Raw genomic sequence first — 15,033 nt, forward strand, 5'->3', positions numbered from 1 at the left:
AGGCGACAGCGGAGAAGTTGCCCGGTGAAGCGCGCCGCCATGCCCCGGATATGCTCGGGCGCGCACCGCATGCCGTAGACCCCTGGAGCATCCATGGCCCTGAAGATCACCGTGATCGGCACCGGTTATCTGGGCGCGACACACGCGGCGGCCATGGCCCAGCTGGGCTTCGAGGTGCTCGCGCTCGACGTCGTGCCCGAGAAGATCGAGAAGCTGGAGCGCGCCGAGGCCCCCATGTACGAGCCGGGCCTGGACGAGTTGCTGCGGCAGCACGTCGCGGGCATCGAGGGCTCCAGCGGCCGGCTGCGCTTCACTCGGGACTGGGCCGAGATCGGCGCGTTCGGCGATGTGCACTTCGTCTGTGTGAACACCCCGCAGCGGCACGGCGAGTACGCCTGCGACATGTCGTACGTCGACTCCGCGATCGCCTCCCTCGCCCCGCACCTGCACGGACCCGCCCTGGTCGTGGGCAAGTCGACGGTGCCGGTGGGGTCCGCGGACCGCCTCGCGGCCTATCTGGCCGCTCACGCGCCCGCCGGGCAGGAGGCCGAGCTGGCCTGGAACCCCGAGTTCCTGCGCGAGGGTTTCGCCGTGGACGACACGCTGCACCCCGACCGGATCGTGGTGGGCGTGCGCAGCGAGCGGGCCGAGAGGCTGCTGCGGGAGGTGTACGCGACGCCGATCGCCGAGGGTTCGCCGTTCGTGGTGACGGACTTCCCGACCGCCGAGCTGGTGAAGACGTCCGCGAACTCCTTCCTCGCGACGAAGATCTCCTTCATCAACGCGATGGCGGAGGTGTGCGAGGCCGCGGGCGGTGACGTGGCGAAGCTGGCGGAGGCCATCGGCCACGACGACCGCATCGGCCGGAAGTTCCTGCGGGCCGGGATCGGCTTCGGCGGCGGCTGCCTGCCGAAGGACATCCGGGCGTTCATGGCGCGCGCCGGTGAACTGGGCGCGGACCAGGCGCTGACGTTCCTGCGGGAGATCGACTCGATCAACATGCGCCAGCGCGGGCAGATGGTGGAGCTGGCCCGGCAGGCGCTGGGCGGCGGGCCGTTCCTCGGCAAGCGGGTGGCGGTGCTGGGCGCGACCTTCAAGCCCGACTCGGACGACGTGCGCGACTCCCCCGCGCTGAACGTCGCCGGGCAGATCCACCTCCAGGGCGGCCAGGTCACGGTCTACGACCCCAAGGGCATGGACAACGCCCGCCGGGTCTTCCCGACCCTGGGCTACGCCGACTCGGCGCTGGAGGCGGTGCGGGGCGCCGACATCGTGCTGCACCTGACGGAGTGGCGGGAGTTCCGGGAGCTGGACGCGGAGGCGCTCGGCGAGGTGGCGGCGGCGAAGGTCGTCCTGGACGGCCGCAACGCCCTGGACCCGGAGCGCTGGCGCAAGGCCGGCTGGACGTACCGGGCGATGGGACGGCCCCGCGCCTGAGAACGGACTGACGGGTGACGCCGGTTCGGCCGAGGCTCAGTCGGCCGAACCGGCGTCTTCGTGCATTCTGCACCACCGGGCCGTGGCTCGGGGTGCCTATCCGCCCTTGGCCCGGTAGCGGCGCATCTTCGCCCGGGCCCCGCACACCTGCATCGAGCACCAGCGGCCGCGGCCGGCCGGGCTGCGGTCGTAGTAGGCCCAGTGGCAGTCGGCGGCCTCGCACGCCTTGAGGCGGCTCCAGGTGCCGGCGACCAGGGACTCGGCGACGGCGGCGGCCACGCGCGCGTGCAGGGTCCGGTCGCCGGCGGGGGCGAGGGCGGCCGAGCCGTCGGCCGGGTCGACCGTGACGCGCAGCGGCGCCGAGGCCAGAAGGTCCTCCAGCGAGGGTGCGTCGCGGTGCGGCGGGTGGCCGGCGTGGGCGAGCAGCACCACGCGCAGGGACTCGCGCAGGGCGCGGGCCCGCTCGGCCTCGTGGTCGCCGGTGATCCCGAAGCGCTCGCGGCCCTGGGGCGTGTCCAGCGCGTCGGCGCCCGATTCCAGGTCCAGCGTGTTCACCAGGGCCTCGACCAGGGCCAGGCCGCCGGGCGCGGGCGATCTCTCCGTCATGGCTGGACCGTACCTCTCGCCATTTCCCTTGCGAGGTTACCGCCTATGGGGCAGCATGCAGTAACAGTTACTGGTTACCCGACTTTGGCGGTAACCAGTGGCCCGTAACCAGTGACAAGGTCACAGCGACTTCGAGGAGGAAGTCATGGCTCTCGCCAAGCCGGGTGTCGTCGTTCTGGACTGCCACGATCCGCGCGCGCTGGCCGCGTTCTACGCCGGGGTGCTGGGCGGCACGCCCACGGTGCAGAACGACGGGGAGGACGAGTGGGTCGACCTGAAGGTGCCGGGCGGCACACCGCTCGCCTTCCAGGCCGCCCCCGGATACGTGCCGCCGCGGTGGCCGTCCCCCGAGCACTCGCAGCAGTTCCACCTCGACCTGGAGGTGGAGGACCTGGACGCGGCCGAGCAGGGCGTGCTGGCGCTCGGCGCCACCGTGCTGGACGCCGAGGACCGCGAGCGGAGCTTCCGGGTCTACGCCGATCCGGCCGGGCACCCGTTCTGCCTCTGCGCCTGCTGACACCGGGAGACCTCATCGCCGCTGCCGCACGTTTCCGTTCCGCGGTCCTCGACTGTCCCGACCCGCGCGAACTGGCCCGCTTCCACGCGCAGGTCGTCGGTGGCACACCGGAGGACGACGACCCCGACCGGGTGGTGCTGCGCGTCCCCGGCGGGCCCCGGCCGGCCTTCCAGCGCTCCCCCGGCCACACCGCGCCGGAGCGGCCGCGGGCCGACCGCAACGCCCAGCAGTTCCACCCCGACGTCGACGGCGGGCCGACCTGGGAGGGGATCGACGCGGCGGAGCAGCGGGTGCTTGAGCCGGGCGCGCGGGTGCTGGACCGGGAGGACGACGAGAAGAAGGGCTTCCGGGTGTACGCCGACCCGGTGGGGCACCCGTTCTGCCTCTGCCGGCTGAAGCACGGGTGAGCGCGGGGCCCGTCCCGCTCGCGGGGTGGGGCGGGCCCGGCCGGATCAGCCGTCCAGCTCCGAGATCGTCGCGGTGGACGGCTCGCGCCGCTGCTGGGCGGCGCGGGCCGTGAAGTCGGCGCCGCGCAGCACGCGCTGGACGTTGCCCCAGGTCAGCATGGCCACGTCGGCCTCCTCCCAGCCGCGGCGCAGCAGTTCGGCGACCACGCGCGGATAGCAGGAGCTGTCGCCGAGCTCCTGCGGGTGGGCGGCTCCGGTGTCGTACGTACCGGACAGCCCGACGCACCGGGCCCCGGCCACGGCACGGATGTGGTCGAGGTGGTCGGCGACGTCGCGGACGGTCGAGCCGGTCTGCTCGGCACTGAGCGGCACCATGCACAGGCCCTCGGCGGCGCCCAGCTCGGCCAGCAGGTCGTCGGGGAGGTTCACGGGGTGCGGGCGGACGGCCCGGGCGGCGGAGCGGCTGCACAGCACGGGCGCCCGGGACAGGCCCAGGGCGCGGCGCAGGGTCTGTGGCGAGGTGCCGGAGAGGTCCGGGATCACGCCGAGCCGGTTCATCTCGCGCAGGACCTCCTCACCGAAGCGGGTGAGTCCCGCCTCGCTCGCCCAGGACACCCCCGCGAGGGTCAGCACGCGCAGGCCGAGCACGTGCATCCGGCGCAGGATGCCGAGCGAGTCGCCGAGGGCCGACGCCCCGGCGGGTCCGAGGAGCACCGCGACCCGGCCGCAGTTGCGGGCGTCCGCCACCTGCCCCGCCGTGGAGGCCGGGCGGAGTCCCTCGCCGCACGACCTCACGACCGTCTCGGCCAGGTCCAGCTGCTCCAGGGTGGCGCTGACGGCCCGGTCGCCGTCGAGGCCCTCCGGCAGGTGCAGCGACCAGAACAGGGCGCCCACATGGCCGGCGCGCAGCCGGGGCACGTCGGTGGCGACGGTGCTCTCCCCGAGTTCCAGGTCGTAGTAGGACAGGCGCTTGAGCGCCCAGGGCAGTCCGTTGTAGCCGTCGGCGACGGGGTGCGCGGCGAGGATGGCGTGCGCCCGGGTCAGCGGTTCGTCGTCGGGGTCGGAGACGGGCTCGTAGGACTCCGCCGGGACGACGGCCCCCTCGGGGTACGGGTCGGCCAGATCGTCGAACTCGCCGGCCTCGGTGGTGGAACGCAGCTCGTCCTGGAGGTCTGCCATGGCGGCTCCGTACGTCGTCGTGCAGTACGGCCACCGTCCCACGGGGCGCGGGGCGGTTCCTGATGGGCGGGGCGTTCGGAGTACCCGGGACGGCCTGCCGCGGGGTGCTCCCCCGGGACCGCCGGGCGGCCTCGCCCACACGGTCCGCGGGAGGCCGGGAGCCGGCCGGGGCGGCCCCCCGTCCGGCCGGTCGCGGACGGGGGTGGCCGAGGGCCCTGCCGGTCGCGGAAGGGGGTGGCCGGCCGTCCCGCGCGCGGGGCTCAGCCGGCGGGCGCGTCCAGCGATGCGATCGTGGCGTTCGACGGCGGCCGCGTCGTGCGCAGCCCGCGTGCCACCTCTTGTGCCGCGTCCAGCACCCGTACCGCGTTCTTCCAGGTCAGCTTGGCCAGGTCGGCCCTCGACCAGCCGCGGTCCAGGAGTTCCGCGACGAGGTTCGGGTAGCCGGAGACGTCGTTCAGGCCGTCGGGGGTGAAGGCCGTGCCGTCGTAGTCGCCGCCGATGCCGAGGTGGTCGACGCCGGCCGCCTCGCGCATGTGGTCGAGGTGGTCGGCGACCGTGGCGACCGTGGCGACCGGGCGCGGGTGGCGCTCCTCGAAGGCGCGGTGCACCTTCATGGCCTCGGGGGTGGTGTCGAGGTGGTGCAGGCCGTGGGCACGCAGGTGCTCGTCGGCGGCGGCGGTCCAGTCGACGGCCGCCTGGAGGACGAACTTCGGCACGAACGTCACCATCGCCATGCCGCCGTTGGCGGGCAGCCGCTCCAGGACGTCGTCGGGGATGTTGCGCGGGTGGTCGCAGACGGCCCGGGCGGAGGAGTGGGAGAAGATCACCGGGGCGGAGCTCGTGTCGAGCGCGTCCCGCATGGTGGTCGCCGCCACGTGGGAGAGGTCGACGAGCATGCCGAGGCGGTTCATCTCCCGGACGACCTCGCGACCGAACGCGGTCAGGCCGCCGGCCTTCGGCACGTCGGTCGCGGAGTCCGCCCAGTCGACGTTGTCGTTGTGGGTGAGCGTCAGGTAGCGCACGCCCAGCCCGTACAAGCCGCGCAGGGTGCCCAGGGAGTTGGCGATGGAGTGCCCGCCCTCGGCGCCCATCAGCGACGCGATCCGGCCCTCCTCGCGCGCGGCCTCCACGTCGGCCGCGGTGAGCGCGGGGCGCAGGTCCCGCGGGTGGCGCTCCAGCAGCTGCCGGACGCAGTCGATCTGCTCGAGCGTCGCCGCGACCGGGTCGGGCGCGTCCGTGCGGACGTACACCGACCAGTACTGCGCACCGACCCCGCCGGCCCGCAGCCGCGGGATGTCGGTGTGCAGATGGGCGCTCTGGTCCACGCCGACGTCCCGCGCGTCGAGGTCGTAGCGCACCTGCTCGCGCAGCGCCCAGGGCAGGTCGTTGTGCCCGTCGACGACGGGGAACTCGGCGAGGAGCGCGCGGGCGTCGTCGAGGTACGTCACGGGGTCACTTCCCGAAGCCGAAGCCGCCGACCGAGCCCTCGACCTTGGAGCGCAGACGCTTGCCCTTCTCCGTGGCCTGGTCGTTGAGCTCCTGCTGGAACTCGCGCATCCGGCCGCGCAGTTCCTCGTCGTGCGCGGCGAGGACGCGGGCGGCCAGCAGACCTGCGTTGCGGGCACCGGCGACCGAGACCGTGGCGACCGGGACGCCGGCCGGCATCTGCACGATCGACAGCAGGCTGTCCATGCCGTCGAGGTACTTCAGCGGCACGGGGACGCCGATGACCGGCAGCGGGGTCACGGAGGCGAGCATGCCGGGCAGGTGGGCGGCGCCGCCCGCCCCGGCGATGATCACCTTGAGCCCGCGGCCGTCGGCCTGCTCGCCGTAGGCGACCATCTCGCGCGGCATGCGGTGGGCGGAGACGACGTCCACCTCGTACGGGATCTCGAACTCGTCGAGGGCCTTGGCGGCGGCCTCCATGACGGGCCAGTCGGAGTCCGACCCCATGACGATGCCAACAACAGGGCTCATTCGGTGATGGTGCCTCTCAGGTAGCCGGCAGCGTGACGGGCGCGCTCCAGCACGTCGTCCAGGTCGTCGCCGTAGGTGTTGACGTGACCGACCTTGCGGCCGGGCTTCACGTCCTTGCCGTACATGTGGATCTTGAGCTGGGGGTCGCGGGCCATGCAGTGCAGGTACGCGGAGTACATGTCCGGGTAGTCCCCGCCCAGGATGTTGACCATGACGGTCCACTGCGCACGCGGGCGCGGGTCGCCCAGGGGCAGGTCCAGCACCGCGCGGACGTGGTTGGCGAACTGGCTGGTGACGGCGCCGTCCATCGACCAGTGGCCGGAGTTGTGCGGGCGCATCGCCAGCTCGTTGACGAGGATGCGGCCGTCGCGGGTCTGGAACAGCTCGACGGCGAGGTGCCCGACGACGCCCAGCTCCTTCGCGATATTCAGGGCCATCTCCTCGGCCCGCAGCGCCAGCTCCTCGTCGAGGCCGGGGGCGGGCGCGATGACCGTGTCGCAGACGCCGTCGACCTGCCGCGACTCCACGACCGGGTAGGCGACGGCCTGGCCGTGCGGCGAGCGGACGACGTTGGCGGCCAGCTCGCGGACGAAGTCGACCTTCTCCTCGGCGAGGACGGCGACCCCCGCCTTGAACGGCTCGGCGGCCTCCTCGGCGGAGCCGACGACCCACACGCCCTTGCCGTCGTATCCGCCGCGGACGGTCTTGAGGACGACGGGGAAGCCGCCCGCCCGTCGCCCACCACCGCCCTTGCCGGAGGACCCTTCGGGCCCGCCCCTCTCGAGCTCGGCCGCGAAGGCGGCCACGTCCTCGGGATCGGAGACGATCCGGTGCCGGGGGCAGGGCACGCCGATCGCCTCGAGCTTCGCCCGCATCACACCCTTGTCCTGGGCGTGCTGCAGCGCGTCCGGGCCGGGGCGCACGGGGATGCCGTCCGCCTCCAGGGCCCTGAGGTGCTCGGTGGGTACGTGTTCGTGATCGAAGGTGATCACATCGCACCCGCGCGCGAACTCGCGCAGCGTGTCCAGATCGCGATAGTCGCCGACGACGACATCGCTCACGACCTGCGCAGCGGAGTCCTGCGGGGTGTCACTGAGAAGCTTGAACCTGATGCCGAGCGGGATGCCCGCCTCGTGTGTCATACGAGCGAGCTGGCCACCGCCGACCATGCCGACTACCGGGAACGTCACGCCCCCAGGGTATCGGCCGCGCCGCGGTGGCCGGATTCCTGCCCCTCCCGGGCCCCGCCCGGCCCCTCTCCGGCTCCCCACCGGCATGGACAGGAAGATCGCGCGGGAGGGTGGTTAGCATGGCTGGGTTGACGCCGACGGACGGGGGCCTGTACGACCATGGGACATGGTGCCTCGCGGCTGAGACGGCTCGTCCACGAAGCCGCCAAGTTCGGCGCGGTGGGCGGCGCCGGCGTGCTGGTCAACCTCCTCGTGTTCAACCTGGTGCGGCACGTCACCGACCTGCAGGTGGTGCGCGCGGGCGTCATCGCGACCGTCGTCGCGATCGTCTTCAACTACGTCGGCTTCCGCTACTTCACCTACCGCGACCGCGACAAGACCGGCCGCGGGCGTGAGATGACCCTGTTCCTGCTGTTCAGCGCGGCGGGACTGGTCATCGAGAACGGCGTGCTCTACGCGGCGACCTACGGCTTCGGCTGGAACACCCCGCTGCAGAACAACGTCTTCAAGTTCATCGGCATCGGCGTGGCCACCCTCTTCCGCTTCTGGTCGTACCGCTCGTGGGTGTTCCGCGCGCTGCCCGCCCGGGACGCGGCGGCGCAGGCGGAGCTCCGGGAGCGGCAGGCGCCGGCCGGGCAGCGGGTGCCGTAGCCGGTCAGCGGATCGTCGGCGCGTCCTCACCGTCGCCCGGCTTCTGCAGGGCCGTGCGGGACAGGAACAGGGCGAAGACGGGCGGCTTGGTCTGGAGCATCTCCAGACGGCCTCCGTCGGCCTCCGCCAGGTCGCGGGCGACGGCCAGGCCGATGCCCGTGGAGTTGCGGCCGCTGATGGTGCGCTCGAAGATGCGGGCGCCCAGGTCGGCGGGGACGCCTGGGCCCTCGTCCGTGACCTCGATGACGGCCTGGTTGCCGGTGACGCGGGTGCGCAGCGCGACGGTGCCGCCGCCGTGCATGAGGGAGTTCTCGATCAGCGCGGCCAGGACCTGCGCGACCGCGCCGGGCGTGCCCACCGCCCGCAGATGCCGCTTGCCGGAGCTGACGATCGCCCGGCCAGCGCTGCGGTAGGCCGGCCGCCACTCGGCGAGCTGCTGCTGGATGACCTCGTCGAGCTCGAAGGAGACGGCGGAGCCGGTGCGCGGGTCGCGGGAGTTGGTCAGCAGCCGTTCCACGACGTCGGTGAGCCGCTCGACCTGGGTGAGGGCGATGGTCGCCTCCTCCTTCACCGTGTCCGGGTCGTCGGTCAGGGTGATCTCCTCGAGCCGCATGGACAGGGCCGTCAGGGGCGTCCGCAGCTGGTGGGAGGCGTCGGCGGCCAGGCGCCGCTCGGCGGTGAGCATCCGGGCGATGCGCTCGGCGGAGCTGTCCAGCACGTCGGCGACGCGGTCGAGCTCGGGGACGCCGTAGCGCTTGTGGCGGGGGCGGGGGTCGCCGGAGCCGAGCCGCTCGGCCGTCTCCGCGAGGTCGGTCAGCGGCGAGGCCAGCCGGTTGGCCTGGCGGACCGCGAGCAGGACCGCGGCCACGACCGCGAGCAGGGCGACCAGCGCGATGATCAGCAGGGTGCGGCCGACCTCCCGGGTCACCGAGGAGCGCGGCTCCTGGACGGTGACCGTCTCGCCCTCCTCGCCGGGGGCGGTGGCGCTGATGACGTCGCCGTCCGGCTGGTCGCCGACCTCGATGGGCGCCTTACCGGGGATCCGGATGACGGCGTAGTAGTGGTCCTGGGTGACCTGCTCGCGCAGCACCCCGGCGTCGACCTGCTGGGAGCCGAAGAGCCGGCTGTCGACGATGCTGGCCAGCCGCACCGCCTCCGACTCCACCCGCTCCTGGGCGCTGTTGCTGATCGTGCGGGTCTCGACGATGACGAGGGAGACGCCGAAGACGGCGATCACCACGAGCACCACGGCGAGCGTGGACTGGATCAGTCGGCGGCGCATGTCCTGTTACCCGAACCTGCCCAATCGGCTCAGCTCTTCTCGAAACGGAACCCGACACCGCGCACGGTGGCGATGTAGCGGGGATTGGCGGCGTCGTCCCCGAGCTTCTTGCGCAGCCAGGAGATGTGCATGTCGAGGGTCTTGGTCGAGGACCACCAGGTGGTGTCCCAGACCTCGCGCATCAGCTGGTCGCGGGTGACGACCCGGCCCGCGTCGCGCACCAGCACCCGCAGCAGGTCGAACTCCTTGGCGGTGAGCTGGAGCTCCTCCTCGCCCATCCAGGCGCGGTGCGACTCGACGTCGATGCGCACGCCGTGGGTGGCGGGCGGCTGCTGCGGCTCGGCGACACCGCGCCGGAGCAGGGCCCGGACCCGGGCGAGCAGCTCGGCCAGCCGGAACGGCTTGGTGACGTAGTCGTCGGCGCCCGCGTCCAGCCCGACGACCGTGTCGACCTCGTCCGCGCGCGCGGTGAGGATCAGGATCGGGATGGTGTGGCCTTCGCCACGCAGGCGGCGGGCCACCTCCAGACCGTCCATGCCGGGCAGACCCAGGTCGAGCACGACCAGGTCGACGCCGCCCTGCATTCCGGCGTCGAGAGCGGTGGGGCCGTCCTCGCGCACCTCCACCTCGTAGCCTTCCCGGCGCAGGGCACGGGCCAGCGGCTCCGAGATGGACGCGTCGTCCTCGGCGAGCAGTACTCGGGTCATGAGGTGATGGTAGACCTGCACGGCCCCGAGCCGGGGTGTGACCGGAAGCACGGCTTCTCATCGGGGGCACACCCGTGTCCTACGCCTGTGGGGCATCCTGACGGACCTCTGCCTGTGGGGTGGGATCCTGGTAGGGACCTTGGAAAGAGGGCGTGCGGTTCCCCCGACACCTGTGATCCGTGTCTCAAGTCCTTCCATATGCGACGGTGTCCTGCCGTATGGTGAAACAACGCCTGTTGCACCACGGCGACCTTCGGAGGCGGTGTGCCCTGAAGGTCTTCTTTGTGTGCGGGCCGGTCCCCCGCCGGCCCCGACCGTGAAACGACCTGTGGCCGGGCCTCCTCGTGCGGCGACGCGCGTAGAGGCGTGGATCCCGGTGGCGAGCGACCACCGCTTCGTGATCCGGAGCGGACCCCCGTAGGCGTCGGGCGGGCGGCCGGGCACCCACCGGTGCCGGCAGCCCCCCACCGGGCGCACCACCGCTGTCGCGGGGGCGCGTCCCGAGCAGCAAGGAACGACCATGGCGTCCAGCCTGACGAAGGACTCGGCCCGCCCGGGCACCCCCGGTTCCGAGAAGACCTTCTTCGGCCACCCCCGCGGCTTGGCCACTTTGTTCATGACCGAGATGTGGGAGCGTTTCTCCTACTACGGCATGAGGGCCCTGCTCCCGCTGTACCTGGTGGCCCCGGGTGGCCTGCACCTGAGCGCGGGCACCGCCACGGCCATCTACGCCGTGTACCTGTCGCTGGTGTACCTGCTCACGCTGCCCGGCGGCTGGTTCGCCGACCGCGTGCTCGGCCCCCGCAAGACGGTCGCCGCCGCCGGCGTCGTCATCATGCTCGGCCACCTGTGCCTAGCGCTGCCCGCCGCCGCGAGCTTCTACGCCGGCCTGGGACTGGTCGCCATCGGCTCCGGCCTGCTGAAGGCCAACATCTCCACGATGGTCGGCCACCTCTACGACGGACCGGACGACCCGCGCCGCGACGGCGGCTTCACCGTCTTCTACATCGGCATCAACCTCGGCGCCTTCGTGGCCCCGCTGGTGATCGGCACCGTCGGTGAGAACGTCAACTGGCACCTGGGCTTCGCGCTGGCCGCGGTCGGCATGGCGCTGGGCCTGGTGCAGTTCCTGCTCGGCGGCCGCCACCTGAGCGCCCGCAGCAGCGAGGTCCCGACCCCGCTGACGCCCGCCGAGAAGGCCCGCACCCTGCGCAAGGGCCTGATCTGGCTGGCCGTCGCCGTGGTCTTCTACGGCCTGGTCGGCGGCACCGGCCACTTCACCCTGAACTGGGCGCTGATCCCCCTCACGCTGCTCGGCCTGATCGTGCCGATCCTGGTCATCACCAGCATCCTGCGCGACAAGGACCTGGACTCCGGCGAGCGCGCGAAGGTCTCGGCGTACATCTGGTTCTTCGTCGCGGCCGCCGTCTTCTGGATGATCTACGACCAGGGCGGCTCGACCCTGTCGCTGTTCGCCGAGAAGAGCGCCGACAACACGGTCTTCGGCTGGGAGTTCCCGGTCTCCTGGTACCAGTCGGTCAACCCGGTCCTGATCATGGCGCTGGCGCCCGTCTTCGCCTGGCTGTGGCTGTGGCTGAACCGGCGCGGCCAGGAGCCGAGCACGATCGTGAAGTTCGCCTCCGGCCTGGTGCTGGTGGGTGCGTCCTTCTTCCTGTTCCTCGCTCCGCTGTCGATCGCGGAGGGCGGTCACAAGGCCGCCGCGATGTGGCTGGTCGCGATCTACTTCGTGCAGACCGTCGGTGAGCTGACGCTGTCGCCGGTGGGCCTGTCCGTGACGACGAAGATGGCACCGGCGAAGTACGCCTCCCGGATGATGGGCGTCTGGTTCCTCGCGGTCACCGCGGGCGACTCCGTCACCGCGCTGCTGTCCAACCCGGCGGTCGGCGGGGTGAACCTCGACCGGACGGGCTTCGTGGCGCTGGAGGCGGCGCTGGCCGTGGTCGCCGGGTTCGCGGTGTTCGTGTACCGCAAGAAGGTCAGGGCGATGATGGGCGACGTCCGCTGACGCCGGCCGTCACCGGTGAGGGTTGCCGCACCCGTGGGTGCGGCGGCCCTTTCCCCTCCCCGCCCCTTCCGGTCGGGGCGGAGCCCGGCGGGGCGGGAGCGGGCGGATACGGCGCGGAACGGCCCTCAGCGGCTCGCGCGAGCACCAGGGGTGACGTCGTGTCAGCCGCAACGCGCCCACCGCGTCCGCGCGCTGGACGAGACGCCGGAGGGCGGCGGAGCGTCGCCCTGAAGGAGCCGCGCGACCTGAGCGTCGTCGGGTTCGGGCGGGTGACGCGACCGTGCCGGTCCCGGATCGAGGGCGATGCCCGCAGGTTCGGGGCCGCCGCTGTGCGGGGGTTCGGCGCCGGGGGCGGGAGCCCGCACCGGAGCCTGTGCCGCGGGTTCACGCGGAGCGGGTCGTGCCACCTCCGTCCGGCGCCGTGGGGGCCGGGGCGAGGGACGGGGCCCGGGTCGCCGGAGGGAGGGCACGGGCGATGCATCTGAGCGCGTGGCGCCACCCGTTCGGGCGTACCGGCGGTCGCTTCGTCAAGCCGCAGGACGGAAGGTCGGACGGGTGCGCTCAGGACAGCGCGGCGCGCGGACCCGGCGGCAGGGAGACCTGGACGGACGGCGTGCACGGCCGGGCGGCGTACAGCGGCCGGCGGTGCCGGGCGGTCACGGCGGCCCGTCCGACGTCACACACGCACACGCGCACCCGCCCGGCGGGTGCGCGTCAGGCCGGTGCCCCGAGTTCGGCCCAGACCGTCTTGCCCGAGACCCCGGGGCTGCGTACGACACCCCAGTCCAGGCACAGGCGCTGGACGATGAACATGCCGTGGCCGCCCGGACGGCCCGCCCGGTGGGGCGTGCGCGGTGCGGGCTGGCCCGTGCCGCGGTCGGAGACCTCGATCCGGATCACCTTGTTGTCGCAGGTGATGTTCAGCTGCTCAGGCCCCTCGGCGTGCAGGCAGGCGTTGGTGACCAGTTCGGAGACGACCAGCAGCACGTCCTCCGCCGCGGCCCGCCGGTCGGCGGAGTCCGCGGGCAGCCAGCCCCACGCGTACAGCGCCTGGCGGGTGAAGTCGCGCGCGAGCGGGACGACCCCGCTCTCGTCCTCGAAGCTCAGCCGGCGCACCTGCCGGCCCCCCGGAGGCGCCGTGGCCCCGGACGACGCGACCACACCCTCGCCGGGCGGGCCGGCCGCCGGCACGCCGTCCCCGGACGCCCCGGAAGCGCCGCTGGGCTCCGGCCCGCGGTCGCCCGGCGAGTAAGGCCGGGTGGTGCTCATCAGCGCTTCACCTCACCGATTCACCGTTTCACCATGAGAAAACCCGATACACACATCTGTCACGCAGCGCGCGGCACGTCGGTTTCACTGCGCCCCCGTCACCCTGGCAGCCGACGGGCTCAGGATGTCTCCTGCCCGGGCGGACCGGGGGAACACCCCTGTATTGGCCATGAAAGCCGTGACAGGGGTAGGACGCCGGTCACAGAGGGGCGTCCGGGGCACGGCGCGCCGACGCACGCCGGTCAGCCCGGCTCGTCGGCCAGGGCCGCCTCGACAGTGTCATGGACACTGAAGACCGCATCGGCCCCGGTGATCTCGAACACGCGTGCCACCACCGGCTGCATGCCGGCGAGCGCGACGCCGCCACCGGCGGCCTCCGCCTTGAGCCGCGCCCCGAGGAGCACGTTCAGCCCCGTGGAGTCGCAGAACTCCAGGCGCGCGCAGTCGATGACCAGGCGCTTGAATCCCTTGGCGAGGCAGTCCTCGAGTGGCTCACGCAACAGATCGGCGGTGTGGTGATCCAACTCACCCGCCGGGGTCACGACGGCGCTAGAGCCCTCTTCCCGCACCTCCACCAGAAGCCGGCCAGACTGTGCGCTGCCGACCGTCCCGCGGTCCATGCCGTCTCTCTCTCCCGACGTCGTGGCTGCTTGCTGACGACCTCGAAGACTACGCCTTCCCGCCACACTCCGACACCCGAACAACTACACACAAACGGACATATGCTCACAGAGCGCACTTGCGGTGGGCTCCGGAAAGCGGATAGGCCTAAGGGAACACGCACCGACACGGCCGGCTTTGGAGGCGCCGCACACCGCAGTGCACGTACTGGCTCCGGCAGCCACATGCCGAGAACGATGGAGGACATCATGTCACCCCGGCTCGACGCCTCGCGTACCCGGAAAGCGACGTCGACACCCCTTCCGGAACATCTGGATCCCATCGAACGGGACGAGATGCTCGTCACACCCGACAGCTCGCTCGCCGGACTTCCGGACATCCCCCGGTACGAGGAAGTCGACGCCGTCGACGCGCGGGCCCTGTCCAAGACCCTCTTCGAGCGGCTCGAGACGCTGGAGGAAGGGACCCACGAGTTCTCGTACGTCCGCAACACGCTCGTCGAACTGAACCTGGCGCTGGTCAAGTTCGCCGCCTCCCGCTTCCGCTCCCGCAGCGAGCCGATGGAGGACATCATCCAGGTCGGCACCGTCGGCCTGATCAAGGCGATCGACCGCTTCGAGCTGTCCCGCGGTGTGGAGTTCCCCACGTTCGCGATGCCGACCATCATCGGCGAGATCAAGCGCTTCTTCCGTGACACCTCGTGGTCCGTCCGCGTCCCGCGGCGGCTCCAGGAACTGCGCCTCGACCTGGCCAGGGCCGGTGACGAGCTGGCGCAGAAGCTGGACCGGGCCCCGACGGTGGCCGAACTGGCCGAGCGCCTCGGCATCTCGGGCGACGAGGTCGTCGAGGGCATGGCCGCCTCCAACGCCTACACCGCCGCCTCGCTGGACGCCCAGCCGGAGGAGGACGACTCCGAGGGCGCGCTCGCGGACCGTATCGGCTACGAGGACCACGGACTCGAAGGCATCGAGTACGTCGAGTCGTTGAAGCCGCTGATCGCCGAACTCCCGCTCCGGGAACGGAAGATCCTCTCCCTGCGGTTCGTCGCCGGCATGACCCAGTCGGAGATCGGCGAGGAGCTGGGTATCTCGCAGATGCACGTCTCGCGCCTGCTGTCGCGGACGCTGGTACGGCTGCGCAAGGGGCTGACCGTCGAGGAGTGAT

At 72.3% G+C, this 15,033-nt stretch carries 16 protein-coding genes; 6 read left to right on the plus strand and 10 right to left on the minus strand.

Annotation, left to right across the window (positions count from 1 at the left end):
• Positions 1 to 93 precede the first annotated feature (93 nt).
• Positions 94 to 1,437, plus strand: a complete 1,344-nt coding sequence (locus tag ACFW6P_RS07975; protein WP_386346623.1) for a UDP-glucose dehydrogenase family protein — start codon at positions 94 to 96, stop codon at positions 1,435 to 1,437.
• Positions 1,438 to 1,533: 96 nt separating this feature from the next.
• On the opposite strand, the gene ACFW6P_RS07980 is transcribed toward ACFW6P_RS07975, so the two are convergent.
• Positions 1,534 to 2,043, minus strand: coding sequence for a CGNR zinc finger domain-containing protein (locus ACFW6P_RS07980; RefSeq protein ID WP_386346625.1), 510 nt, complete (start codon positions 2,041 to 2,043; stop codon positions 1,534 to 1,536).
• A gap of 145 nt (positions 2,044 to 2,188) precedes the next feature.
• Between ACFW6P_RS07980 and ACFW6P_RS07985 the strand changes: the two genes are divergently transcribed.
• Both ACFW6P_RS07985 and ACFW6P_RS07990 read left to right on the plus strand, forming a co-directional pair.
• Positions 2,189 to 2,560, plus strand: a complete 372-nt coding sequence (locus ACFW6P_RS07985; protein WP_386423182.1) for a VOC family protein — start codon at positions 2,189 to 2,191, stop codon at positions 2,558 to 2,560.
• Positions 2,561 to 2,574: 14 nt separating this feature from the next.
• Complete coding sequence (locus tag ACFW6P_RS07990) at positions 2,575 to 2,967, plus strand: VOC family protein (RefSeq protein ID WP_386347421.1); 393 nt, start codon at positions 2,575 to 2,577, stop codon at positions 2,965 to 2,967.
• Between the two features lie 45 nt (positions 2,968 to 3,012).
• On the opposite strand, the gene ACFW6P_RS07995 is transcribed toward ACFW6P_RS07990, so the two are convergent.
• The 4 genes from ACFW6P_RS07995 to ACFW6P_RS08010 form a co-directional block, all read right to left on the minus strand.
• Positions 3,013 to 4,146, minus strand: a complete 1,134-nt coding sequence (locus ACFW6P_RS07995; RefSeq protein WP_386346629.1) for a dipeptidase — start codon at positions 4,144 to 4,146, stop codon at positions 3,013 to 3,015.
• A 260-nt stretch (positions 4,147 to 4,406) separates the two neighbouring features.
• A complete protein-coding gene (locus ACFW6P_RS08000) occupies positions 4,407 to 5,594 on the minus strand; it encodes a dipeptidase (protein WP_386346631.1) in 1,188 nt (395 codons plus the stop codon).
• 4 nt (positions 5,595 to 5,598) lie between these two features.
• Positions 5,599 to 6,123, minus strand: coding sequence for a 5-(carboxyamino)imidazole ribonucleotide mutase (purE, locus tag ACFW6P_RS08005; protein WP_386346633.1), 525 nt, complete (start codon positions 6,121 to 6,123; stop codon positions 5,599 to 5,601).
• Entirely contained in the window at positions 6,120 to 7,313 is a 1,194-nt protein-coding gene (locus ACFW6P_RS08010) for a 5-(carboxyamino)imidazole ribonucleotide synthase (protein WP_386346635.1), read from the minus strand. Before ACFW6P_RS08010 ends, purE begins: the two co-directional genes overlap by 4 nt.
• A 159-nt stretch (positions 7,314 to 7,472) precedes the next feature.
• Here ACFW6P_RS08010 and ACFW6P_RS08015 point away from each other — a divergent pair, with 159 nt between their 5' ends.
• Positions 7,473 to 7,964, plus strand: a complete 492-nt coding sequence (locus tag ACFW6P_RS08015) for a GtrA family protein (RefSeq protein WP_386346637.1) — start codon at positions 7,473 to 7,475, stop codon at positions 7,962 to 7,964.
• Positions 7,965 to 7,968: 4 nt separating this feature from the next.
• Here ACFW6P_RS08015 and ACFW6P_RS08020 read toward each other — a convergent pair whose 3' ends face one another.
• Together ACFW6P_RS08020 and ACFW6P_RS08025 are read right to left on the minus strand one after the other, a co-directional pair.
• Entirely contained in the window at positions 7,969 to 9,246 is a 1,278-nt protein-coding gene (locus tag ACFW6P_RS08020) for an ATP-binding protein (RefSeq protein WP_386346639.1), read from the minus strand.
• A 29-nt stretch (positions 9,247 to 9,275) separates the two neighbouring features.
• Entirely contained in the window at positions 9,276 to 9,953 is a 678-nt protein-coding gene (locus tag ACFW6P_RS08025) for a response regulator transcription factor (RefSeq protein WP_386346641.1), read from the minus strand.
• Between the two features lie 520 nt (positions 9,954 to 10,473).
• Here ACFW6P_RS08025 and ACFW6P_RS08030 point away from each other — a divergent pair.
• Entirely contained in the window at positions 10,474 to 11,979 is a 1,506-nt protein-coding gene (locus ACFW6P_RS08030; RefSeq protein WP_386346643.1) for a peptide MFS transporter, read from the plus strand.
• Between the two features lie 561 nt (positions 11,980 to 12,540).
• Here ACFW6P_RS08030 and ACFW6P_RS08035 read toward each other — a convergent pair.
• The 3 genes from ACFW6P_RS08035 to ACFW6P_RS08045 form a co-directional block, all read right to left on the minus strand.
• The gene (locus tag ACFW6P_RS08035; protein ID WP_386346645.1) at positions 12,541 to 12,663 is read right to left on the minus strand and encodes a hypothetical protein; all 123 of its coding nucleotides are present in this window, start codon (positions 12,661 to 12,663) and stop codon (positions 12,541 to 12,543) included.
• 30 nt (positions 12,664 to 12,693) lie between these two features.
• The gene (locus ACFW6P_RS08040) at positions 12,694 to 13,248 is read right to left on the minus strand and encodes an ATP-binding protein (protein ID WP_386346647.1); all 555 of its coding nucleotides are present in this window, start codon (positions 13,246 to 13,248) and stop codon (positions 12,694 to 12,696) included.
• 242 nt (positions 13,249 to 13,490) lie between these two features.
• Positions 13,491 to 13,868, minus strand: coding sequence for an STAS domain-containing protein (locus ACFW6P_RS08045; RefSeq protein WP_386346649.1), 378 nt, complete (start codon positions 13,866 to 13,868; stop codon positions 13,491 to 13,493).
• A 249-nt stretch (positions 13,869 to 14,117) separates the two neighbouring features.
• Between ACFW6P_RS08045 and ACFW6P_RS08050 the strand changes: the two genes are divergently transcribed.
• The gene (locus ACFW6P_RS08050; protein WP_386346651.1) at positions 14,118 to 15,032 is read left to right on the plus strand and encodes an RNA polymerase sigma factor SigF; all 915 of its coding nucleotides are present in this window, start codon (positions 14,118 to 14,120) and stop codon (positions 15,030 to 15,032) included.
• The last annotated feature ends 1 nt before the right edge of the window (position 15,033 follow it).

Source organism: Streptomyces sp. NPDC058741 (genome assembly GCF_042746715.1).
In the GTDB taxonomy this organism is placed as follows: domain Bacteria; phylum Actinomycetota; class Actinomycetes; order Streptomycetales; family Streptomycetaceae; genus Streptomyces.

Coding starts and splice junctions, on each gene's coding strand:
- ACFW6P_RS07975 (WP_386346623.1), top strand. CDS start 94: ATGGCCCTGAAGATCACCGTGATCGGCACCGGTTATCTGGGCGCGACA.
- ACFW6P_RS07980 (WP_386346625.1), bottom strand. CDS start 2,043: ATGACGGAGAGATCGCCCGCGCCCGGCGGCCTGGCCCTGGTCGAGGCC.
- ACFW6P_RS07985 (WP_386423182.1), top strand. CDS start 2,189: ATGGCTCTCGCCAAGCCGGGTGTCGTCGTTCTGGACTGCCACGATCCG.
- ACFW6P_RS07995 (WP_386346629.1), bottom strand. CDS start 4,146: ATGGCAGACCTCCAGGACGAGCTGCGTTCCACCACCGAGGCCGGCGAG.
- purE (WP_386346633.1), bottom strand. CDS start 6,123: ATGAGCCCTGTTGTTGGCATCGTCATGGGGTCGGACTCCGACTGGCCC.
- ACFW6P_RS08015 (WP_386346637.1), top strand. CDS start 7,473: ATGGGACATGGTGCCTCGCGGCTGAGACGGCTCGTCCACGAAGCCGCC.
- ACFW6P_RS08020 (WP_386346639.1), bottom strand. CDS start 9,246: ATGCGCCGCCGACTGATCCAGTCCACGCTCGCCGTGGTGCTCGTGGTG.
- ACFW6P_RS08025 (WP_386346641.1), bottom strand. CDS start 9,953: ATGACCCGAGTACTGCTCGCCGAGGACGACGCGTCCATCTCGGAGCCG.
- ACFW6P_RS08030 (WP_386346643.1), top strand. CDS start 10,474: ATGGCGTCCAGCCTGACGAAGGACTCGGCCCGCCCGGGCACCCCCGGT.
- ACFW6P_RS08040 (WP_386346647.1), bottom strand. CDS start 13,248: ATGAGCACCACCCGGCCTTACTCGCCGGGCGACCGCGGGCCGGAGCCC.
- ACFW6P_RS08045 (WP_386346649.1), bottom strand. CDS start 13,868: ATGGACCGCGGGACGGTCGGCAGCGCACAGTCTGGCCGGCTTCTGGTG.
- ACFW6P_RS08050 (WP_386346651.1), top strand. CDS start 14,118: ATGTCACCCCGGCTCGACGCCTCGCGTACCCGGAAAGCGACGTCGACA.